Below are 21,448 nucleotides of genomic sequence, written 5' to 3'. Positions count from 1 at the left end.
TCATGAGTGTTGAAAGGGGAGGCTGTTGTTTTGCGAGAGTTTGGACGCCGTCTGGTGAAAAGCTGGCGCGTGGGAATATTGACGCCGGGGATGTTGATCGGCTGGGAACTGGTCGCCGGATTGTTTGCGCTGGTTCGCTGGTCTGGTCAGCGCCCGGGATGGTCGGCGAGTTTAATTTTCGCCACGCTAGCCTTAGGGGTGACGATTGCCGGTCAGTTCACGCAATTAACGCGACTGTTCACCGGGACACCGATTCCGGACTGGCAAACGAGTTGGCGGCTAGCTTGGCGATATAAGTGGCGTTGGTTAGTGGTGGAGCTTTGGGTGGCCATCCTTGCCCTGCCACTGGGGTCGTGGGGGCTGAGTAGCCGGATTCTTGTTCGGCTACCGGTAGCGGCGAGCTGGGTCAACTTCGTGTCGCTTCATCGGCGGCCGGTCGTACTGGTGGCCGCCGTTATCTATCTACTTCTGGTTGGCTATCTGTTGTTGTGGGGCCCCCGACATTTCCGCCGGTTGACACCGCAACTGAAGCGACCGGGAACGGTGGGCCAAATGGCTGGCGGACTCTTCGTCTGTGGCCTGTTAACGTTTGGCTGGTGGCTAGTCAGCGAAGGCCTAGTGCGGGTCAATGCGCAGGCCGGTCGCTATGCTTCGACGCAGGTGGCCGTTAGTGGGCTTACAGTCTCGTTGGCTTGCGTCCTTCTGTTGTTTGCCGTGACCAGCATCTTAGGGGCGCTTACGGTTGTGTGGAGTTGGTGTGGTCAACCCAACTTGTCGGCGATAATCGACTCTAGCAGAGGCCATCGTCGTTGGTGGTCCATTATCGGCGGTGTGGCCTGTTTGGGGCTGGGAGGGGTCATTGTTCAACAGACACTGACCCAGCAGCCGCAGTTTGCGCCTACAGCCTTGATTAGCCACCGAGGGGTCGACCATGCTTGGGGCGTTCAGAACACCATTGTGGCCCTGCGGCATGTGAGCCGGGAACATCCGACCTACGTGGAGATGGATCTCCACGAGACGAAGGACCATCAGTGGGTCGTGCTCCACGATGAAAATTTGCGGGTTCTCGCGGCGCGAAACGTCACGCCACACCAGTTGACGCTTCGCCAACTAGAACGGCTGACAGTCCACGAGAATGGGCAATCTACGTCGTTGGCCGGATGGCCTGCTTATTTGCGAGCGGCAGAACGGTTGCATCAGCCACTGATGGTAGAACTCAAGACGACGCCACGGGACTCGGCGGGGATGACTCGCCGCTTTGCTCGGCAGTACGGGCAGCGACTGATCCGCGACCATGACGTTGTCCACTCCCTGGACTATCGGGTAGTGGCGCAGCTTCGGCAGCGGGTGCCTCGGCTGCAAGTTGGCTATATCTTGCCTTTCAACTGGATAGCCCCCCAGTCGGTGCCGGCGGATTTCTACTCCTTCCAGCAAATCTCAGCTAGCCAACAATTTATCTTGGCGGCTCATCAGATGGGGGTGCCCGCCTACATTTGGACGCCGGATTCGCGAGCAAAGATGACGCGGATGTGGGCGTTGGGAGCGGACGGCCAGATTACGAATGAGCTGCGGCGATTGCGGGCAGTTACGCGACAGTCACCACAGCGTCAGGGGTGGGCCGTGCTCCAGAACTTTATTTATAGCTATTAACCAATTGCTAATCAAGTAAATGCTTACTAAAAGTACGAATAATATTAACGATTAAAGAATTAATATACGACTGATTGTGGCCGTTTATTAATTCTTTTATTTTTAAATGATAAAATGGTATAGACAGATTAAAGTTCCTTAATAAATTAGCATTATGCTTGTAATTCCCCCTGAATCACTTATCATGGTAATTAAGATAAAGAGGCCAAGTTTGGCCAGTCATTACCAGGGGATGAATATTAACGCCTATTATGATTTATGGTCGGGGAACCGGCGTTGATGACGTTTGCGTAATGTTCGGATTTATCGGTTGACAGCTACCTAACGTTACGAATCGTAGGGAGAGATAAGATGCGTTTATTAGGGAATAAGGTTAAACAATACCGGAAACAGAAGAATTTGTCGCAACAGGAATTGGCCGAAGGAATCTGCACCCAAGCGACCGTCAGTTTGATGGAAAAGAAAGATAAGTTACCTAGCATTAAGATCATTTTACAGATCTGCCGGCGACTGAACATTTCATTAAATGATGTTTTATCGGGACTGGGTAGCGGGTTGGACGAACAGTTTAGTTGTATTTCGCAAGCAGTTCGGCGCGAGGATTATTCGCTGGCAGCCGAGATGCTGGCCAAGATGAATATGACTAATGTCCAAAATGGATTTGACCGCGAACGCTATCATTATTATCGTGGGTTTATTGAAATGGGGGCCCGGCAACGACCGGACGAAGCTATCTTCCACTTTAATTTATTACTGCACCGTTCCCATCGGATGCCGTGGGACTTGTACGCAATCGTGGGTAATGTCGGGATGGCAGATGCCTACATGGCGCGGCAGGAGTTGGATAAGACGCGTTACTACCTGAATGCGGCCAGCAACTATCTGGATGACTTCGAATGGCATGACGAAGAGAACTTCCAACGGATGATCTGGGCACGCTACCGTATTGCCAAGATGTACCTCGACTTAGATCAGCCACAAATGGTGATTGAAAACGTTGAGGCGGCGTTGCGGGCGGTTAAGCACCAGGCTTCACTATACTTAATTGATGTCTTGTATGAGCTGAAGGGGCAGGCGGAACAAGCCTTGTTGGCGACCGCCGCTGCGAAGCGCAGTTTGGTGATTGCTCGCACCCTTGCTTTGGTCACGCATAATGTGGCCCTGCAAGAACGATTGACGCCGCAGATTGGCGCAATGCTAACTGAATAACTTAGAGCCGACAGGTCATGGTGCCTGCCGGCTTTTTAGGTAGGCCCCATGATTTAGACGAAAAAAAGTACCGCCACCCTAGGGATGACGGTACCTGGTTTTAAGAATGTTCGTAATTATCTTTCAGACTTCGTGTTCTTAGCTGGCCGGTTGTTCTGGTCGGTCCGAACCACGATAACGTCGCAGACAGCGGTCCGAGTGACGTATTCGGTCACGGAACCAATGAGTAACCGTTCCACCGCGTTTAACCCGGTAGCACCGATCATGATAAGGTCAGTGTCGTTGTCTCGTGGAACGTCACGGGCAATAATGGTCTTTGGTGCACCGTATTCAATGGCGTAGTCGATGCTTTCTAAGCCATCGGCTTTGGCATCGGCCACGTATTTATCCAGTGTCTTCTTCGCTGTTTCCGTAACTTGTTCAACCATGCTGGTATCGAAGCTGGAAATATTTTGGAAAGCCCGCGTATCAACAACGTGAACGAGATGTAAATCAGCATCGTTACGCTTAGCAACAGCGACCGCTTTCTTGAAGGCTAACTCGGCCTCGTATGAACCGTCAACTGGAACTAAAATGTGCTTGTATTGTTGTAACATATTGTTCACCTCTCATTACTTTATACTCTTATCATACGTTATTTAACGCCAAATAAAAAGCAATATGGTGAAAAAAGGTGGAAAACTTGGAAACGGTTACCGCTTTGGAAACCAGTGCAAAAGCATCAGCTGGAAAGTCATGATTGCGATGACCCCAGCTAGTAAAGTTAGTGAAATAAAGATGGTATTGTTCATGATGGTGGCGATGGCTGCCAGCACACCGATGATCATGAGAATCGACCCACAGATAACGAGGACGCGACTTAAGTTGGGAAATTCCTCCGGGTGAAAGACCAGGAAGGGCCGTTGGCGATGGCTAAAAGCAAAGTAGCCGATACCAAACGAGAGTAGGGTGTAGCAAATCATAAGAATCGTGATGACCATGAGGGACCTCCTTGAGTTTTTTGAAAAAATTAGTTTTTTGATTAATGGGCCGTTGTTGGTGCCGCGTTAGAGTGGCGGACCTGCGCTGGACAACGAGCCAGTCACCGTCAATCTATTTAGGATAGCACACTGACACCAAAAGAAAAGGGCCATTCAATGGAATGGCCCTCAAAGCACGAATGCTTTTGATGATCTAAGTGGTGCCGTTAATTGTCTAGTCATGTTGACCCGCGATGACAAATGCAGGGGGGAGAGCGTGGCAGAGCGTCTGACTTCCAAGTGAAAAGGCATGTCATCTTCTCTGCCCTTAGGCAATCCCGTTTTATAATTACTTGTTCGGCAACTTGTAGTGAGACAACGCGTACACCTTAGAACCACTTGTATAGTAGCATATTTTTATAAAAAATTCAATTCGTTACGTTCGATTGGCCCGGCGCAGACGCTCGTATTGTTCGGCCAATTGGCTTTCAAAACGGCCGTTTGTCTTAGGATGATAGTACTGCGCGTCACGGAGAGTATCCGGCAAGTATTGCTGCTTGACCCAGTCATTCGGGAAGTCATGAGGAAACTGGTAGGCAGTACCGTGACCTAACTTTTTGGCCCCCGCGTAATGGGCGTCCTTCAATCGGTCGGGGACCGCCCCGTTGTGCCCGTTCATCACGTCTTCCAGGGCCTCATCCATGGCAGTGATTCCGGAGTTGGATTTGGGCGACAGGCAGAGTTCAATGACCGCATCGGCGAGGGGAATCCGCCCCTCGGGTAAGCCCAGTTGCTGAGCCGCCGTGACCGCTTGAACGGTTCGAGCCGCGGCTGGTAGGTTGGCCATGCCAATGTCTTCGTAGGCGATCACCATGAGCCGGCGGCAGATCGACGGCAGGTCACCCGCAGCGACCAATTGCCCCAGGTAGTGGAGAGCGGCATCGGTGTCGCTCCCTCGAATTGATTTTTGAAAAGCCGAAATCACATCATAGTGGGCATCGCCGTTTTTGTCGCCAACCAACGCCCGGCGTTGAAAGCAGGCCTCGGCAACTTCTAGCGTAATGTGAATGTGGTCGTCATCGCCAGGTGGTGTTGACTGTGCGGCAAGTTCCAGGCCATTCAGGGCACTTCGTAAGTCACCATTAGTTGCCCCCGCCATGAAGTGAAAGGCGTCATCGTCAATATCTAACGGGAGGTCACCCAGGCCGCGTTCCTTATCGGTAATAGCGCGGCGTAGAGCCGTTTCGATGTCGTCTAAGGACAACGGATGAACCTCGAAAATTTGCGTTCGACTCCGAATGGCTGGGTTGATGTTGATGTAGGGATTTTCGGTGGTCGCACCGATCAGAATGATTCGGCCGCTCTCCAAGTGAGGGAGCAGGAAGTCTTGTTTGGTCTTGTCCAGCCGGTGAATTTCATCCAAGAGAAGAATGACGGTGCCACTCATCTTGGCTTCGGCCGCTACGACTTGGAGATCCTTCTTGGAATCGGTCGCCGCGTTTAGCTTGCGGAAGGCATACTTGGTCGATCCAGCAATCGCGCTGGCGATGCTGGTCTTCCCGGTGCCCGGCGGTCCGTAGAGAATCATAGATGAGAGTAATTTTGCCGCAACCATCCGGGCAATGATTTTGCCCGGGCCGACCAAGTCTTGTTGGCCGACCACGTCTTCTAAACGCTGTGGTCGCATGCGGTAAGCAAGTGGTTGTGCCAAAAAGTGAAGCTCCTTTCGTTACTTGCCCAGGAGTTTATCCAGTAGGGACTTCTTCTGAGTATCGGTATCTGTGTGGGCCTGGTCAGGATACTTTTTTGCCAGTGTGATGGGGTTGTCGTTGATGGCGTGGTCACTGGCGATGATCAAGCCATAGTCGTCGGCAGCCATCCCATAGAAAATATCGTTACGAATCGTAAACTTTAGATTGTGTTGCGCAGCCAATTTCATATAAGGCGCGAGATCAGCCTGCGCAATGTGACCGTTTAGGATGATTTGATAATCGGGATGAGCCGTGATCTCAGTGACGAAGGCGTCCAAATTACTTCGGTCGTTGACTTCGGCGATGGTCATGGCCAACGACACCCGTTCCCGGAAAGTTCCCAGGTAGCGGCGTTGCTCGTCCGGATTGACTTTCGGTGCACCAAAGGTAGAATTCTGTAAATGTTTGTCCATCTGACTCTTTTCAGCCATGTCTAATCCCTCTTTTCAAGTTAGTGTTGTTAGTATACCATGGAATCAAAGGGACTTTCAGTGAGGGGGACTCGTCATGTATCAAGACCAGGATTTTCACGTGTTTGATGACCAGACGTTGCCGGGACGACTAGGTAAGATTCAGGCGTATATTGATCCCAAGTTTACGGCAACCGTGGCTGATTTGGCACCGGTTTTCGCGAAGCTAAGTATGCCAATCTATGACCACATTTCCCAGCACCGGCGCCGGACGAAGAATCCACCGACCGATACCTGGGTGGCTTTCAGCACGTCTAAGCGGGGCTATAAAATGTTGCCACACATTGAGATTGGCTTCTGGGACGACCGGTTCTTTATTTGGTTGGCGGTGTTGCAGGAAGCCAAAGAGCGGCAGGCATTGCTGAGTAGTCTGAAGGAAGATCTGGTGCTGCAGTTGCCAGCTGGATTTGAATGCGGTGGTGATCATACCGATAAGAATGCCGGCGTTCCATTGACGCGGGAGGCTTATCAGGAACTGATGGCCACGCAAACACAGCGTCATGCCGAATGGCAGGTGGGGCGGAACTATCTGCGCGGGGATGCCTTCTTCACGTTAACACCGGCCGCGCAGGCGCAAGCGATTCGGGACGATGTGACGGCCTTGTTGCCAATCTTTGACCAGCTGATTCGACTTTAATCGTTATAGAAAAATGGTGGGGACTGGTTGCAATCCCCACGGGGGACGGGTAGTCTTAAAACTAGCTTGCATAATCGGGGAGGATTTTTGTGATAAATATACTCAAAAAATGGTGGCAGAGTCCACTGACAGCCTACTATGGCGCACTACTCTTACTGATCATCATCGCGTGGTGTGCTCGAGGTTTTCTGTCGTTAGCGTTGTTCACCATCATTTTCATTTACTTAGGCAATGCGGCCATTGTGGGGATTGAACGGCACTTGCGCCTACATCATTTACTGTCGACGTTGCTGGTCTACCTGTTGTTTTTAGGTGTGTTGGTCGCAGCATTTGGCCAGATCATTCCACCGCTGGTATCCGAGGCTTCCGGTCTGCCACATACCTTGAATGAGCTGGTTCGGACCTATCCACAGTTGGAGTCGTCACTGACCAAGTTAGTCAAGAACCTGACCCAGAATGCGACGGTCATCAGCAATGGTAAGGCAATGCTGTCTAGCGGGATGGTAAAGCTGTCACGCTTCAGTTCTGGCGTTGAAACGGTGATTCTAGCGTTCTTCTTCAGCTTCATCTTTAATCTGACTAAGGCACAATTACAGCGGTTCGTGCACGCCTTTACCAAGAGCCGATTTTCGGGGCTCTTTGTACCGATGGGAAACTTAGTTTTGAAGTTTGTCCACATTTTCGGAACCGTTATCGAAACGCAATTGATTATTTGCACGATCAATACCATTTTGATGGTGCTGGGTCTCTGGTTGATTGGGATGCCAAGCTTGTTAATCCTAGGAATCATGGTCTTCTTCCTGGGCTTGATTCCAGTGGCTGGGGTCTTAATTTCGATGATTCCATTGGTCATCATTGCCTTTGTCACGGGTGGTCTGATCCGCGTTATCGAGGTGTTGGTGCTGGTCGTGGTGATTCACATGTTCGAGTCGTACTTCCTCCATCCACGGTTAATGGCTAACGCCACCAACCTGCCAATCTTCGTGACCTTCATTACGTTAATTGTGAGTGAACAGATTTTTGGTGCGTGGGGACTGATCGTTGGGGTGCCACTGGTAGCATTCTTCCTGGACGTGTTCGACGTGCAGTTGAAAGTGAAACCAGAGACGTTACCGATGCCGACTGATCACGCTTAAAGTTGAGTAGAAAATAAGCTGTGCATCCCGAGTAAGTAGGGGATGCACAGCTTATTTGTCGTCATTAGTGCATGACTAATTTTGCTATTAAGAAAATCACGAGCAGGCCAGCGTAGTAGGCGAGCGTTTTGTTAGTAACCTTCGGCGTCTTACTGTGACGGTCGCGGAGCCACAGGAAGAAGACGACTAGCAAGGCAATGACGGCCAAGCCAAGCAGAATGTTTAAGACTAATGACAGGCTCATGACGAGATTCAAAATGGGCATGGTGAAGCCTCCAATATGTAGGTTCTGCAGCTTTTAACGCCGGTCTGCATGGTTGGGCGCAATGATGCTCTTGTTGAATAAATACGTGCAAATGCTGTTCATATGGGGAATAATATTTTAGCTGTTTATCAAATACTTAACTTGCTAATAACATCTTAATCAAATAAACTAAAATTGTGAGGAGGAATCATGTATGCAAAATTTCAATTCGTTTCGTGTTTCCACCCTAACTAAAGTAACGAACTTGGCCACGTTAAAAGTGATAAGATCAATTGCCAAAGGCTTTTCAATATCTACCAATCGTACCATAAGTGCGCAAAAGAGTCAGACATCTCAGCAAGCAATTGCCAGTGATTGGAAAAAGATTGGTAAAGACATGAAATTTGGGGTAGTCAAGTATGACAGAAAGCTTACCAGGCAAGCAGTCAAAGATAAGCGATAAAAACAATGTTGGTAGTAGAACTGATATTCTTGATAAGTTGGAGAACTTACCTTCTGAGGATCAGGAAAAAATCATTGCCACAATGGAAATGTATTCTGGTCCGATACCTCATCCAGCAATCCTTGAAGGATATGAAAAACTTTATCCAGGGGCAGCAAAAGAGATTATTGAGAATGGTGTGCAAGAGTCTCAGCATCGTCGCAAGCTGGAAACAAAACGGCAGGCACGCCGGGGGCGTCTGGCATGGTTTACATTGGGTAGTTTAGTTCTTGTAACAATTTTACTGCTAGTTGGGTCATTTGTCTTGATCATGAACAATCACAGAATTATCGGGACAGTATTTGGCGCAGGAGGTTTCTTAGTATTTTTAGGAAGCCTCGTCGATCAGGTTAATGCTTTGTCAGGTAAAGATGATATTTCAACTGATAAAAATGATGAAGATAATTAAATAAGTTTGTATGCATCGCGCCCTCTTGGCTGTCGTAATTAGCTGGAAGGGTGCGATGCATATTTTTATGGTGTCATACATTCGGATGATAGAGGAGTCTTACCAACCAGTTACACGTGATTGATGGATAAGCTTGACCGTGATCTTTATTTTTTGAATAAGTAAAACGCCCCTCCCATGGAAAGGGCGTATCTCCATAGTCTTTGACGCTGTCCTATAAATCTCCCACAGAATGGGGGGAATCAGTTGTAGCTAGTGGTTGGTTGAAAGTTTTGGTACTTGAATTGTCAAATTAAGTGCAACACTACATTAAAGAATATTTCATAAGGCGTTTTCCATCCGAGACATTTACGGGGACGATTATTCATTTGTTCTGCATATGCTTGTATCCGGCGGTCAGTAATTGAATCAAGGTCAGTTCCTTTTGGCAAATATTCGCGAAGCAAGCCGTTAGTATTTTCGTTAGTTCCTCGTTGCCAAGGAGAGTGAGGATCGGGAAAGTAGAAGGGCGTACCAAACTTATCAGTTAAACATTGAACTTTGGCAAACTCTTTACCCCTATCCGGGGTAATCGTTAACGATCTACCAGGCCATAGCTTCATTAAGTCGCTCAAAGTATTCGTGACTGCTTCTGAAGTTCTTTTAGCAGCTTTACCAATAAGCAGGTAACGAGATTTTCGGTCAACCAATGTAACGACACAAGCCTTTCCGCTTTTGCCTAACACGGTATCACCTTCCCAGTGACCAATTTCTACACGGTTGTCAGCTTCTCGCGGACGATCATGAATCTTGTTGGGGATTGGAATCTTGCCTCGCTTTTCTTGATAAGCTTTATTGTGGCGAGACTTGCCGTGATGCCTTAGATGGCGCACGGCACTAGAGCTGCCAGATTTAAATAAATTAGGGAGATTGCAAGAATTATCCGAACACTTATTAGAACCTCATCTGTTCCCAGAAGACCTCTAATGGTGTACGCCAATTCAAGCATTCTAATGGCATGGTGTTCATTTTCCAATTGATATCGACCAGTTCTTCATCAGTAATATCTTCGATGGGCCGCCCTTTAGGAACAAAACGCCGTAATATTTTGTTTCGTTGCTCATTAGTTCCACGTTCATGAGGAGAATAGGCATGCGCAAAGTACATAAGCTTGCCCGTTTCGTCTTCGAATTCTTGATATTTGGCGAATTCCTTACCATGATCGACCGTAACGGTTTTAAAGTTATCTCCCAACAAGCTAGCAATATCCACTAATACAGCTTTCATCGCACCACTATCGCGTCCAGATAAACGGCGAGTGATGGTTAAACGTGAGGCGCGGTCAACCACTGTGGCCAAAGCTTGACCTTTCTTTTTCCCGGATAGAACAGTGTCCGCCTCGAACTGACCAATCGTCTTGCGACCGTTGTTAGTTCGCTCTTCAATTGATCGACCACAAGCAGCCTTACCGCGAGTTTCATGGCTACGCTGGTAACGAATAGCTCTATCAGGCAACTCCTCAGAGGTGATTTCTAAGCGGCCCTGAGCTAACCAATTATAGAAGTTTCGCTTAGCCTCACCGGTTAATTGTGCAATTTGTGCAAAAGAGAGATGCCGTACACGAATCCCCTCAGTAATAAAATCATTGAGATTTGCGGTCAAGTTGGTTTTTCTTCCCCGCTGAGTGCGACGCGAAGTTGTTTGATTCTGAGCCGCCGTAGCAGAGTATGGCTGGTCCCGTAAACGATGTAGTTCATAAGAGATGGTCGAGACGCTCCGATTAAGGTGTCGCGCAATTGATCGCAGTGATTTTGCGGAATCATGCCAATCTTGGATGACAGCTCGTTCTTGAAATGATAAAGTAGACTTACTCATAGAGGTTCTCCTTTGATAGTGTTGTGGTAATTCTATTAAAGGCCTCTATGGGCTTTTTTGTCTACAAGTGTTCGGTTATATTTTACAATCTCCCATTATCAAATAAGCCATTGAAAATCCCACGATAAATAGTCGTGGTACTGATCTGCACCGGATACTTTTCGACTGCCAAGCGATTCGATATTTCTTCCGGAGACCAAAGGTCTTCGCAGAAGTGTTCTCTCACCACTTCAAACACCTGAGGATTACTCAAAAGAGAGACTCTGCCACAATTGCCTTTGCGCTGTTTGTACTTCTCCTGAGCCTTCGAAGGTGAATAGGATTTACCAGTAGAATTACGGCTTAATTCTCGAGAAATGGTTGAGTAACTTTTCTTGATATGGCTGGCAATCTCACGAAGTGAGTTTCCATGATTCCTCATTAAAAAGATAGTTTCCCGTTCATCTATGGTAATATGCTTGTAGTGGTCCATGGCTAAATTCCTTTCATGATTGTTTTCGCAAACATCATTTTACAGGAATTTGGCCATGGGCCATTCTTTATTTAATTAGTGTTGCACTTAAAGTGTAAATTCAAGTAATAAAAAAAAGCCCCGCCAACCGGCGAGACTTCTTCAAACCAATCAAGAAGTTAATCTTAACGGTTGTAGTATTCAACGATAAGTGAATCGTCGAGTTCTGCATCTAATTCTTCACGTTGAGGGAAGCGGGTAAGGGAACCTTCCAGCTTGTCAGCGTCGAATTGGACGTATTGTGGACGACCAACAACGGCTTCAACAGCGCCCTTGATGATTGCCATGTCCTTAGACTTTTCACGAACGGAGATAACTTGGCCAACTTCGACTTCGTATGAAGGGATGTCAACGCGCTTGCCATCAACCGTGATGTGACCATGGTTAACCAATTGACGAGCTTGACGACGAGTCGTTGCCAAACCTAAACGGTAAACCATGTTGTCAAGACGACGTTCGAGTAAGATCATGAAGTTAGTACCATGGGTACCTTCAGAGATCTTGCCGGCACGCTTGAACAAGTTGTAGAATTGACGTTCAGTCATGCCGTAAGTGAACCGGAGCTTTTGCTTTTCACGCAATTGCGTACCGTATTCAGATAACTTTTGACGACGACCTTGACCATGATCACCAGGTGCGTAAGGACGACGGTTTAATTCTTTACCAGTGCCGGAAAGGGATACCCCTAAACGACGGGAAATACGCCAGCTTGGGCCAGTGTAACGAGACATAGATAGTTCCTCCAATAAAATATTATTTGGAGTAAAATAAGCTGTATATAAGTTTAGTATTCGTGCAGGTTGCTTTGCAGGTTTCACCGTATGCAGCCGCAGGTTACTTCCTGAACCAATTGAACGGCAACAATCTGTTGACGAGCTTACCACTTATCGCTGCATTATTTTACACAAGCACCAGTATAACCAGAAACACTAGGCTTTGTCAATGTGTTTTAGCAAAACGCGCGCGAATTCTTCCAATACTTCTTGGTCTTCAGTAGTGAATCGGCCCTTGCTAGGGGAGTCGATATCCATGACGCCCAGCTTAGTACCATCGCTCAGCGTGAGGGGGACCACGACTTCGGCGTTGCTGGCGGAGTCACAGGCGATGTGGCCAGCGAATTCGTGGACGTCGGCGACCAGTTGGGTTTCTTGCGTGGCTAAGCCAGTACCACAGACCCCGTGACCATTTTCGATGTGCACACAGGCAACGTTACCCTGGAAGGGTCCCAGAATCAGATCGTCCGTTTCAGGCTGATACAGATAAAAGCCCGCCCAGTTAACATCCGTCAGGGTTTGCTTGAGTAGGGCAGATGCATTGGCAAGGTTCGCCACGAGATTCGTTTCCTCATATAGGAGGGCGTCAAGTTGTTCGGTAATTAAAGGATTGATACGATCACTCATGAAAAGGCCTCCATTGTTTTAGCATTAATTGTTTGATTATAGCCAGAAAGGTTAAGAGAATCATGAAAACGTAGTGAAGCCAGTGCGTCACTTATGCTATAATCAAGATTAGATTAAATTATAAAGTGAACCGAGTTATTTTACAACTCGTTTAAACGTTGAAATGTTGATGAAGGATGGGGTCAAAATGATTGTACTAATAGGAATCGTCATACTTGCGATTGCCGCGTACGTTGGCTTGTTGGTGTACCAGCTACGGATTCGGCGCCAAGTCGCGACGCTAACTACGAAAAAGGAAGCGATGGAAGCCATTCCGTTAAAGGATGAGCTGCAATTGGTTGGGCAATTGAGCCTAACTGGGCAATCGTTAGAGGACTACGAAAACTTGCAGTCCGATTTCTCTGAAATCACCGAGAACCGCTTTACCCGAATCGATGATCAGTTGGCCCAACTCCTAAGTGACTCGCGAGGAGTCAACTTGATTCAGTTGCGGCAAAATCTCACCAAGGTTACGACTTTAGTCGATCAGACCGATGAACTGATTAAGTCCGTTCAGGAACAGTTGACCCACCTCCAAGAAGTCGATAAGCAACACCGAGCCGCCGTGAAGGAATTGGAACAGAAGTATCAGGGCCTGCGGAAGACACTGTTGGCCAAAAACTTTGCCTTTGGTCCCAGCATCGATGGCTTAGAGGAACAGTTGAGTCAATTAGAAGATAACTTTGACACCTTCTCACGGTTAACGCAAGAAGGCGACCATCAACGGGCTGCCGATGTGTTGAATCAGTTACACGATGATACGGCTGTGTTGGAAGACTTGATTAAAGCCATCCCACCACTGTATAAGGATCTGACGGTCGTCTTCCCCGACCAAGTCAAGGAACTTCGGGGTGGGTACCAACAGTTGAGTGCCGATAATTATCACTTTGGCGATCAAAACGTTCCCGAGATGATCAGTACCATCGAGGACCACATTAGCGCCAACCTTGATACGCTAGGCGACTTACGACCTGACGATGCCAAGGTCGTCAATGACCGGATCGCCACGCAAATCGATAGTATTTATGACCTGATGCAAACGGAAATTGATGCCAAGTCGCCAGTTGAAGCTAATCTGGATGGTGTCGCAAAGTTTATTGCCCACGCGCAAAACCAAAGCCACGCGCTGATGGCTGAGCTCGATCGGTTGAGTCAAAACTACACGTTGGATCATCAAGAGATCGAAACGGCGCGTGAACTTAACGAACAGTTGCGAGGCATCGACGGTATTTATCAACGAGACATGCAGGACCTGACCGGTAAGACGGCCACGTACTCACAAGTATTGGCTCACCAAGAACAGCAACAAAAGGACCTGGAACAGATTGAACAGCAACAGGCTGACATCTTGAAGAGCGTTGCCGGTCTCGCCGATGAAGAGAAGCAGGCCAGAGACACCTTACAGCAATTCGATTTTGATTTACATAGTTTGCGGCGGCAAGTTGAGAACTTAAATCTTCCGGGCATTCCTCAAACTTATCTGGACTACTTCTTCGTTGTGCGTGACGAGGTGGCCCAACTAGCAACGGATATGGATCAACCCCAGATCGACATGGAACGGATCACCAAGCAATTGCTGATCATTCAGACTGATTTGGACACGTTACAGGAGAAAACCGATGATCTGATCGACAGTTCTGAGTTGGCAGAACAGCTGTTACAGTACGCTAACCGTTACCAGACCAGTCACGAGAACGTTGCCACTGCCAGCAAGGAAGCGGCCGACTTGTTCGAGAACAAGCATCAATACGCCAAGGCGTTGGAAACCATTGCCACCGTGCTGGACGAAGTGGAACCCGGGTCTTACAAACGCTTAGAAGATGCCTATTACCAAAGTAAAGGTAAGGAAAAGCCTAAGCGCGACACGGACGACACTAAGTAATCTGAATAATACTGAGAAAGCCATTGTGACGGAATGAGTCCGTTATGATGGCTTTTTGCTTGCTTGCAGATCAGGATGGGGGAGGCGTGGCAGGTGAATGCTAGCTTAGTCGGAGGTAGCTGTAGGCGGCGGGTTTCACCATTAGTTTGGCCAAGTGTTCACTAGTTTTGCGAGCAGGGGGCTTGTGGGAAAGAACGATTGTGTTTATAATGAGAAAGAATTTCTATCGGAGTCGAACCAATAGAAAACGGATAAGAGGGTTCAGGATGATTTATTTTGATAACAGTGCGACCACCAAGGCAGCGCCCGAAGTGGTCGATACTTATGCAAAGGTAAGCGCAAATTACTGGGGGAATCCCTCAAGTTTGCACAAGTTTGGTGAACAGGCATTTAACCTGTTGGAACAGTCTCGGCAACAGATTGCCGACCTGGTCGGCGCTAAGCTGAGTGAGATTCTTTTCACCAGTGGTGGTACCGAGGGGGATAACTGGGCCATCAAGGGGACGGCCATGGCCAAACGTGAATTTGGGAACCACTTGATCACGACCGAAGTGGAACATCCTGCCGTTCACAACTCTATGGAACAATTGAAACAGGATGGTTTTGAAGTGACTTATTTGCCCGTTGATGAAAACGGACGGGTCTCCGCGGCCGACCTGCGTGCTGCGATTAAACCCAGCACGATTCTGGTGTCCACGATGGCCGTTAACAATGAAATCGGTGCGGTTCAACCGCTCGACGAAATTGCTGACGTCTTACGGGACTTTCCTCGGATTCACTGGCATATCGATGCCGTTCAGGGGATCGGTAAGGGTTTAGCCGACAAAATCTTTAATGATCGGGTGGACTTCGTAACCTTCTCAGGTCACAAGTTCCACGCACCACGGGGCATTGGTTTCATGTACAAACGCCAAGGCCGGACCATCGCACCACTGATGGCCGGTGGGGGTCAGGAACGTAACCTGCGTTCCGGGACTGAAAACCTGCCCGCAATCGCCGCTATGGCTAAAGCTTTACGGTTGTTGCTTGATGGTGAAGCCGACAAAGTGAAGCGCCAGCGCGATATTCGGTTAGCCATTTTGCATCACGTGGAAACCTTCCCGAACGTCACGATCTTCTCTAAGGACTTACCCGTCTTCGCACCCCACATTCTGTGCTTTGCGATTGCCGGTGTTCGTGGGGAAACCATCGTCCATGCCTTTGAGGAACACAATATTTACATTTCCACGACTAGTGCCTGCTCCTCGAAGAAGCACGTTGAATCCAGTACGTTACAGGCCATGAAGGTCGACGACGGCATTGCAACCAGCGCCGTCCGGATTTCCTTGGATGAACACAATACGATGGCGGAAGCCGAAGAATTCAACCGCGTTTTTGATCAACTCTACACACAATTTGCAAAATTAAATTAATTTACGAAAGGGGTCGCGCAATGGAATACAGCGAAATCATGGTCCGTTACGGCGAGCTGTCGACGAAGGGTAAGAACAAGAAAGACTTCATCAAGCAACTTGGCCAAAACGTGCGTAAGGCGCTCGGTACCTTTGAAGGTATCGAAGTCAAAGCACAACACGACCGTTTACACGTCACCCTAAATGGGGCAGACTCAGACGCCGTTATGAAGCGGCTGAAGGGCGTTTTCGGAATCGAAAACTTCTCGCCTTCGGTCAAAGTCGCTAAGGACATCGACGAAATCAAGCAAACGGCCATTGCCATGGTCAAGGAAGTCTTCAAGCCAGGGATGACCTTTAAGATCAACACCCGGCGGCAAGACAAGGAATTTCAGTACGACACTTACCAGATGAACGAGATCATGGGGAGTACGTTGCTGGAGGCTATCCCTGAACTGACCGTTAAAATGAAGCACCCCGACCTGGAACTGCGGGTCGAAGTACGGATGAACGGGGTCTTCCTGTCTGGCGAAACCATTCAAGGGGCCGGCGGGTTACCCGTTGGTACCGGTGGTAAGGCCGTCATGATGCTGTCTGGGGGGATTGACTCTCCAGTGGCTTCCTACTACGCTTTACGGCGTGGGGTGAAGATCGATATGATTCACTTCTACAGTCCGCCATACACGTCGGAACAAGCCTTAGCAAAGGCCAAGGAACTGACGGCACGGTTGGCTGGGTACTCTGGTGGTATTCAGTTCATCCAGGTGCCGTTTGCTAAGATTCAGGAAACCATCAAGGAAAAAGTTCCCGAAGGTTACCTGATGACCGTTCAACGGCGCTTGATGTTGCGGTTGACCGCAGCAATTGCTGAAAAGCGGCACGCCAAGGGAATTTTCAACGGAGAATCTCTGGGCCAAGTGGCTTCACAGACATTGGAAAGCATGGCGGCCATCAACGATGTGACCTCCATGCCAATCCTGCGGCCATTGCTTTCTATGGACAAGACGGAAATCATCAAGGTTGCCGAAGATATTGACACCTACGATCTTTCCATCCTGCCATACGAAGACTGCTGTACCATCTTCACGCCACCGGCACCCAAGACGCACCCCGACTTGGAAAAGTCCCGGAAGTACGAAGGGTACATCGACGTTGAAGGCCTGATGAAGGAAGCCCTCGATGGCATTGTCATCTCCGAGATTCGTCCTGGTGATAATTACCTGAATCAAAACGAAGACGTCTTCGCAGAATTACTTTAATCATAAACAAGACTTAACGCTCTGAGCAGTCGCTTGGGGCGTTTTTTTAGTTAAGAATCTGCTAGTGGTCTGCTTGAGTCAACCTTGGTGATGTCGGAATCAGAATGCGAGTATGGCTGTTAGTTAGAGATCGATATTGCTTTTATAAGGCATCGTCAGAGCGAATTTCGACCAGTCGAGGGACCAAACGTGAGTTTTTCATGATTTTATAGCAAAATGCTTGTCAGGACCCCCTATGTTGCGGGATAATTGAACCAGTAATCGGTATAGTACCGATGTATATTTTGAAGGGGTTGATCTGCGTGGATGTAACACGGCTCGGCAGTACAATGACTCTCTCTGGCACACCGCCAGAGGTTGGAGATCAGTTACCAAAGTTTAAAGTGTTTGATCAGAACAATGTCAAAGTTAAAACGGCAAATTTGATTGGAAAAGTAACTTTGATCAGTGTTGTCCCGGATCTTGAAACGCCCGTTTGCACGTTGCAAACTCGGAAGTTCACCCAACAGGCGGACCACTATCCAGCAGCTAAGTTCTGCACGATCTCAAACAATTCCATTGCTGAACAGACCGGCTGGTGTGCCGCTCAGGGTGTGGAAAACGTTGACTTGTTATCCGATGAAGAATTATCATTCGGTTACGAAATGGGTCTGTACGTTCCTAACCTGGGCAACTTGGCTCGGTCTATCTGGATTATTGATGATGCGGGTAAGATCGTTTACCGGCAAATCGTCACTGAACAATCCGACGAACCGAATTACTTGGAAGCCATCGAGGCTTTGGAAAAATTAGTCCCACGTGTTGACCTTTAGGCCAAAATTGCGTAGACTATGTAAAAGTAGCGTTGAACAAGTCAGTAGTGTCGAGGGGATTGCTCAGAGAGCCGGGAATGCTGAAAACCGGTGAATCACCTGACGTGAACGTAGCTTGCGAGCTGCTGGGCTGAACCAACAGTAAGCCCAGACCGGAGCACTCTCCGTTAACAAAGAAGTTAAGTGGGGCATAAACGCCCAATTTAGGTGGTACCGCGAAGACTCTTCGTCCTAATTTTTAGGATGGGGAGTCTTTTTGTATTCACCGACAGTTAACTTGATTCGTTGTAGGTGTTGCAAAAGACGAAGCTAAACGTTAAGTGATCGACAGTTAGCCAGTAAGAGAAAAGAAAGGAATTGATTCATATGGCAGACAAGCAAACCGACATGCCTACCAAGTATGACCCGACCGCCATTGAAGCCGGCCGGTACCAAACTTGGTTAGACGAAGATGTTTTTAAACCTAGTGGTGACAAGAAAGCCACCCCTTATTCCATCGTTTTACCCCCACCAAATGTTACCGGGAAGCTGCATTTAGGCCACGCCTGGGACACGACCTTGCAAGACATGATCATCCGGCAAAAGCGGATGCAAGGCTTTGACACACTCTGGCTTCCAGGGATGGACCACGCCGGAATCGCCACGCAAGCTAAGGTTGAAGCCCGGTTGCGTGAACAAGGCATTACCCGTTACGACCTTGGTCGTGAAAAATTCATCGACAAGGTTTGGGAATGGAAGGACGAATACGCCGCAACCATTCACAAGCAATGGGCCAAGATGGGGTTGTCCATGGATTACTCCCGTGAACGCTTTACCTTAGATGATGGCTTGTCCGATGCTGTTAAGAAGGTCTTCGTTGCTCTGTACAAGAAGGGCCTGATTTACCGGGGCGAGTACATCATCAACTGGGATCCCCAAGCCCGGACTGCACTTTCTGACATTGAAGTTATTCACAAGGACGACAAGGGTGCTTTCTACCATGTGAAGTACCCATTTGCCAATCCAGATGACACGTTCAACGGCAAGCACTACATCGAAATCGCCACAACGCGTCCCGAAACCATGATGGGGGATACCGCCGTTGCCGTTAACCCAGATGATGACCGGTACAAGGACTTAGTTGGCAAGAAGGTTATCTTGCCACTAGCTAACCGCGAAATTCCAATTATTGCCGACCAATACGTCGACATCAACTTTGGGACGGGGATGGTGAAGATTACGCCAGCCCACGACCCTAACGACTTCTTAGTTGGGAATCGGCACAACCTCGAACGGATCAATACCATGAACGAAGACGCCTCCATGAATGATCGTGCCGGCAAGTACGCTGGCATGGACCGTTTCGACGCCCGTAAGGCCATGGTTGCCGACCTGGACGACCAGGGGTTATTGATCAAGGTTGACCCAATCGTCCATTCCGTTGGGCATTCCGAACGGACTGGGGTTCAAGTCGAAGCCCGGCTGTCCACGCAATGGTTCGTGAAGATGAAGCCACTCGCCGAAGAAGCCATCAAGAACCAAGAGGGCGACAACGCGGTTGATTTCGTGCCAGAACGTTTCGAAAATACCTTCACGCAATGGATGGAAAACGTCCATGACTGGGTTATTTCTCGTCAACTCTGGTGGGGTCACCGGATTCCAGCCTGGTACAACAAGAAGACCGGCGAAGTTTACGTTAACGAAGAAGCCCCTAAGGACATCGAAAACTGGGAACAAGATCCCGATGTGTTGGACACCTGGTTCTCCAGTGCCCTCTGGCCATTCTCAACGATGGGCTGGCCTAACGAAGACAGTGCCGACCTCAAGCGCTACTTCCCAACCGACACCTTGGTTACCGGTTACGACATCATCTTCTTCTGGGTTTCCCGGATGATCTTCCAAAGTCTTGAATTTACTGGTAAGCGGCCGTTCAAACACGTGCTCTTACACGGGTTGATTCGGGCCGAAGACGGTCGCAAGATGAGCAAGTCTCTTGGCAACGGGATCGACCCAATGGACGTCATCGACAAGTACGGGGCCGATGCCTTGCGTTGGTTCCTGTCTACCGGTTCAACGGCGGGCCAAGATGTGCGGTTCAGTTACGACAAGATGGATTCCGCTTGGAACTTCATCAACAAGATCTGGAACGCCAGCCGGTTCGTCATCATGAACTTGGGCGAAAATACCAAGCCAGTGGTTCCCGCAGCCGATAAGTGGGACCTGACCGACAAGTGGATTCTGAGCCGCTTGAACGACACGGTCAACCACGTTACCGAAATGTTCGACAAGTTTGAATTCGGTGAAGCTGGCCGTTCCCTGTACAACTTTATCTGGAACGACTTCTGTGACTGGTATATTGAAATGAGTAAGGAAGTCTTGACCGGCGATGATGAAGCTGCCAAGGCAACTAAGCAAGACTTATTGGCCTACGTCTTAGACCAAACCCTGCGCCTACTCCAACCAATCATGCCATTCGTGACCGAAGCCATCTGGCAAGCCATGCCACATGACGGCAAGTCCTTAGTGACCGCCGCTTACCCAGTGGATCACCCCGAATTTGTCAATGCCGAAGCTGAAAGCGACATGACAAGCCTGATCGACCTGATCAAGGCTGTCCGGAACATCCGGGCCGAAGCCAACGCACCAATGTCTACGCCAATCGACCTGCAGATCAAGACTAGCGATGCCAAGTTACAGAGCGTCTTTGAAAATAACCGTGACTTTATCGACCGGTTCGTTCATCCAAAGGACTTTGCAATTGGCGCTGACTTGACCGCACCTAAGCTGGCCATGACGTCGGTTATCACTGGTGCCGAAGTTTCCGTACCATTAGCTGAATTGGTCGACCTGAACGATGAAGCCGCCCGTTTGGACAAGGAAGTTGCCAAGTTCACAGCTGAAGTGCAACGCGCTACCAAGAAGTTAGGTAACGAACGCTTCGTTGCTAACGCCCCAGAAGACGTGGTTAACGCCGAACGCGACAAGCAAACGGATAACCAAAAGAAGCTGGAAGCAACGCAACAACGTTTGGCTGATATTAAGGCTCAACTGTAAGACAATCATATGAGTTTACTGAAGTCATCATTCCTGTAGGGGAGTGGTGACTTTTTTGAGCGGTGTCACAAGCTTGGCCCACACTTAATACTAATGTAAAAAGACTGGAATTGGTGTCAGTGTTTGCAAGATGTTTAACCTTTCTCAATGAAGAGCACACCTAATTTTATGAATTCTGGAAATTTCTCAATAGAAATTGTAGATATAGTTGATGAATGTTTACGGGAAATATATACGTGAAATAATTAGTTCAGCAATTATAGTACTGAGCTTTCTCCTAATAATCTTTAATTTGTTCTT

20 protein-coding genes, 1 pseudogene and 1 other annotated feature are annotated in these 21,448 nt (G+C 48.6%); of the genes and pseudogenes, 11 read left to right on the top strand and 10 right to left on the bottom strand.

Translation table 11 applies throughout. The features are described 5' to 3' along the window. Positions 1-30: 30 nt before the first annotated feature. Positions 31-1,650, top strand: a complete 1,620-nt coding sequence (locus ACEPSU_RS08685) for a glycerophosphodiester phosphodiesterase (RefSeq protein WP_395321128.1) — start codon at positions 31-33, stop codon at positions 1,648-1,650. Between the two features lie 351 nt (positions 1,651-2,001). Further along, positions 2,002-2,859 (top strand): helix-turn-helix transcriptional regulator, encoded by an 858-nt coding sequence (locus ACEPSU_RS08680; RefSeq protein WP_020088390.1) that lies wholly within the window; start codon positions 2,002-2,004, stop codon positions 2,857-2,859. 116 nt (positions 2,860-2,975) lie between these two features. Here the strand turns inward: ACEPSU_RS08680 and ACEPSU_RS08675 are convergent, their stop codons facing one another. The 4 genes from ACEPSU_RS08675 to ACEPSU_RS08660 all read right to left on the bottom strand — a co-directional run bounded on the left by ACEPSU_RS08675 (position 2,976) and on the right by ACEPSU_RS08660 (position 6,000). Continuing rightward, entirely contained in the window at positions 2,976-3,455 is a 480-nt protein-coding gene (locus tag ACEPSU_RS08675) for a universal stress protein (RefSeq protein WP_125701140.1), read from the bottom strand. 96 nt (positions 3,456-3,551) lie between these two features. Beyond that, entirely contained in the window at positions 3,552-3,839 is a 288-nt protein-coding gene (locus ACEPSU_RS08670) for a hypothetical protein (RefSeq protein WP_020088388.1), read from the bottom strand. Between the two features lie 415 nt (positions 3,840-4,254). Then, on the bottom strand, positions 4,255-5,529 hold the full coding sequence (locus ACEPSU_RS08665; RefSeq protein WP_395321126.1) for a replication-associated recombination protein A: 1,275 nt from the start codon (positions 5,527-5,529) through the stop codon (positions 4,255-4,257). 18 nt (positions 5,530-5,547) lie between these two features. Continuing rightward, the gene (locus ACEPSU_RS08660) at positions 5,548-6,000 is read right to left on the bottom strand and encodes a YueI family protein (protein WP_020088386.1); all 453 of its coding nucleotides are present in this window, start codon (positions 5,998-6,000) and stop codon (positions 5,548-5,550) included. 76 nt (positions 6,001-6,076) lie between these two features. On the opposite strand from ACEPSU_RS08660, the gene ACEPSU_RS08655 reads away from it, so the two are divergent. Further along, a complete protein-coding gene (locus tag ACEPSU_RS08655) occupies positions 6,077-6,676 on the top strand; it encodes a DUF1054 family protein (RefSeq protein ID WP_395321124.1) in 600 nt (199 codons plus the stop codon). 89 nt (positions 6,677-6,765) lie between these two features. After that, entirely contained in the window at positions 6,766-7,812 is a 1,047-nt protein-coding gene (locus tag ACEPSU_RS08650; protein ID WP_395321123.1) for an AI-2E family transporter, read from the top strand. Positions 7,813-7,876: 64 nt separating this feature from the next. Here the strand turns inward: ACEPSU_RS08650 and ACEPSU_RS08645 are convergent, their stop codons facing one another. Then, complete coding sequence (locus ACEPSU_RS08645; RefSeq protein ID WP_020088383.1) at positions 7,877-8,077, bottom strand: hypothetical protein; 201 nt, start codon at positions 8,075-8,077, stop codon at positions 7,877-7,879. Positions 8,078-8,270: 193 nt separating this feature from the next. Between ACEPSU_RS08645 and ACEPSU_RS08640 the strand changes: the two genes are divergently transcribed. Together ACEPSU_RS08640 and ACEPSU_RS08635 are read left to right on the top strand one after the other, a co-directional pair. After that, a complete protein-coding gene (locus ACEPSU_RS08640; RefSeq protein ID WP_260338753.1) occupies positions 8,271-8,519 on the top strand; it encodes a hypothetical protein in 249 nt (82 codons plus the stop codon). Beyond that, positions 8,476-8,967, top strand: coding sequence for a DUF2335 domain-containing protein (locus tag ACEPSU_RS08635; protein ID WP_395321121.1), 492 nt, complete (start codon positions 8,476-8,478; stop codon positions 8,965-8,967). The genes ACEPSU_RS08640 and ACEPSU_RS08635 overlap by 44 nt, the downstream gene beginning before the upstream one ends. A gap of 287 nt (positions 8,968-9,254) precedes the next feature. On the opposite strand, the pseudogene ACEPSU_RS08630 reads toward ACEPSU_RS08635, so the two are convergent. The 5 genes and pseudogenes from ACEPSU_RS08630 to ACEPSU_RS08610 all read right to left on the bottom strand — a co-directional run. Then, positions 9,255-9,869: pseudogene (locus ACEPSU_RS08630) on the bottom strand (IS30 family transposase); the annotation flags it as partial. 31 nt (positions 9,870-9,900) lie between these two features. Next, positions 9,901-10,821 (bottom strand): IS30 family transposase, encoded by a 921-nt coding sequence (locus ACEPSU_RS08625; protein ID WP_056944246.1) that lies wholly within the window; start codon positions 10,819-10,821, stop codon positions 9,901-9,903. A gap of 82 nt (positions 10,822-10,903) precedes the next feature. Continuing rightward, on the bottom strand, positions 10,904-11,293 hold the full coding sequence (locus ACEPSU_RS08620) for a transposase (protein WP_395321120.1): 390 nt from the start codon (positions 11,291-11,293) through the stop codon (positions 10,904-10,906). A 164-nt stretch (positions 11,294-11,457) separates the two neighbouring features. After that, positions 11,458-12,063, bottom strand: a complete 606-nt coding sequence (gene rpsD, locus ACEPSU_RS08615; RefSeq protein ID WP_020088380.1) for a 30S ribosomal protein S4 — start codon at positions 12,061-12,063, stop codon at positions 11,458-11,460. 198 nt (positions 12,064-12,261) lie between these two features. After that, a complete protein-coding gene (locus tag ACEPSU_RS08610) occupies positions 12,262-12,732 on the bottom strand; it encodes a GAF domain-containing protein (protein WP_395321119.1) in 471 nt (156 codons plus the stop codon). Positions 12,733-12,919: 187 nt separating this feature from the next. Between ACEPSU_RS08610 and ezrA the strand changes: the two genes are divergently transcribed. The 5 genes from ezrA (at position 12,920) to ACEPSU_RS08585 (ending at position 21,148) form a co-directional block, all read left to right on the top strand. Further along, positions 12,920-14,653 (top strand): septation ring formation regulator EzrA, encoded by a 1,734-nt coding sequence (ezrA, locus tag ACEPSU_RS08605; RefSeq protein ID WP_395321118.1) that lies wholly within the window; start codon positions 12,920-12,922, stop codon positions 14,651-14,653. Positions 14,654-14,919: 266 nt separating this feature from the next. Beyond that, positions 14,920-16,065 carry a cysteine desulfurase family protein gene (locus ACEPSU_RS08600; RefSeq protein ID WP_395321117.1) on the top strand — a complete coding sequence of 382 codons (1,146 nt, stop codon included), beginning with the start codon at positions 14,920-14,922 and terminating at the stop codon, positions 16,063-16,065. A gap of 20 nt (positions 16,066-16,085) precedes the next feature. Beyond that, positions 16,086-17,303 carry a tRNA uracil 4-sulfurtransferase ThiI gene (thiI, locus tag ACEPSU_RS08595; RefSeq protein WP_020088376.1) on the top strand — a complete coding sequence of 406 codons (1,218 nt, stop codon included), beginning with the start codon at positions 16,086-16,088 and terminating at the stop codon, positions 17,301-17,303. 302 nt (positions 17,304-17,605) lie between these two features. Continuing rightward, entirely contained in the window at positions 17,606-18,115 is a 510-nt protein-coding gene (locus ACEPSU_RS08590; protein ID WP_020088375.1) for a peroxiredoxin, read from the top strand. 23 nt (positions 18,116-18,138) lie between these two features. After that, positions 18,139-18,352, top strand: a binding site (T-box leader). A gap of 129 nt (positions 18,353-18,481) precedes the next feature. Then, on the top strand, positions 18,482-21,148 hold the full coding sequence (locus tag ACEPSU_RS08585; protein WP_395321116.1) for a valine--tRNA ligase: 2,667 nt from the start codon (positions 18,482-18,484) through the stop codon (positions 21,146-21,148). Positions 21,149-21,448: the final 300 nt, after the last annotated feature.

This window comes from Levilactobacillus parabrevis (genome assembly GCF_044051715.1).
Lineage (GTDB): Bacteria > Bacillota > Bacilli > Lactobacillales > Lactobacillaceae > Levilactobacillus > Levilactobacillus parabrevis.
The sequence above is the reverse complement of the archived record's forward strand: the minus strand, read 5'-3'. Positions and strand labels throughout refer to the sequence as shown.

Bases quoted from the DNA above. Each gene is read 5' to 3' on its own strand.
- ACEPSU_RS08680 (WP_020088390.1), top strand. From the start codon at position 2,002: ATGCGTTTATTAGGGAATAAGGTTAAACAATACCGGAAACAGAAGAAT.
- ACEPSU_RS08675 (WP_125701140.1), bottom strand. From the start codon at position 3,455: ATGTTACAACAATACAAGCACATTTTAGTTCCAGTTGACGGTTCATAC.
- ACEPSU_RS08670 (WP_020088388.1), bottom strand. From the start codon at position 3,839: ATGGTCATCACGATTCTTATGATTTGCTACACCCTACTCTCGTTTGGT.
- ACEPSU_RS08660 (WP_020088386.1), bottom strand. From the start codon at position 6,000: ATGGCTGAAAAGAGTCAGATGGACAAACATTTACAGAATTCTACCTTT.
- ACEPSU_RS08655 (WP_395321124.1), top strand. From the start codon at position 6,077: ATGTATCAAGACCAGGATTTTCACGTGTTTGATGACCAGACGTTGCCG.
- ACEPSU_RS08645 (WP_020088383.1), bottom strand. From the start codon at position 8,077: ATGCCCATTTTGAATCTCGTCATGAGCCTGTCATTAGTCTTAAACATT.
- ACEPSU_RS08640 (WP_260338753.1), top strand. From the start codon at position 8,271: ATGCAAAATTTCAATTCGTTTCGTGTTTCCACCCTAACTAAAGTAACG.
- ACEPSU_RS08635 (WP_395321121.1), top strand. From the start codon at position 8,476: ATGACAGAAAGCTTACCAGGCAAGCAGTCAAAGATAAGCGATAAAAAC.
- ACEPSU_RS08625 (WP_056944246.1), bottom strand. From the start codon at position 10,821: ATGAGTAAGTCTACTTTATCATTTCAAGAACGAGCTGTCATCCAAGAT.
- ACEPSU_RS08620 (WP_395321120.1), bottom strand. From the start codon at position 11,293: ATGGACCACTACAAGCATATTACCATAGATGAACGGGAAACTATCTTT.
- rpsD (WP_020088380.1), bottom strand. From the start codon at position 12,063: ATGTCTCGTTACACTGGCCCAAGCTGGCGTATTTCCCGTCGTTTAGGG.
- ACEPSU_RS08610 (WP_395321119.1), bottom strand. From the start codon at position 12,732: ATGAGTGATCGTATCAATCCTTTAATTACCGAACAACTTGACGCCCTC.
- ezrA (WP_395321118.1), top strand. From the start codon at position 12,920: ATGATTGTACTAATAGGAATCGTCATACTTGCGATTGCCGCGTACGTT.
- ACEPSU_RS08600 (WP_395321117.1), top strand. From the start codon at position 14,920: ATGATTTATTTTGATAACAGTGCGACCACCAAGGCAGCGCCCGAAGTG.
- thiI (WP_020088376.1), top strand. From the start codon at position 16,086: ATGGAATACAGCGAAATCATGGTCCGTTACGGCGAGCTGTCGACGAAG.
- ACEPSU_RS08585 (WP_395321116.1), top strand. From the start codon at position 18,482: ATGGCAGACAAGCAAACCGACATGCCTACCAAGTATGACCCGACCGCC.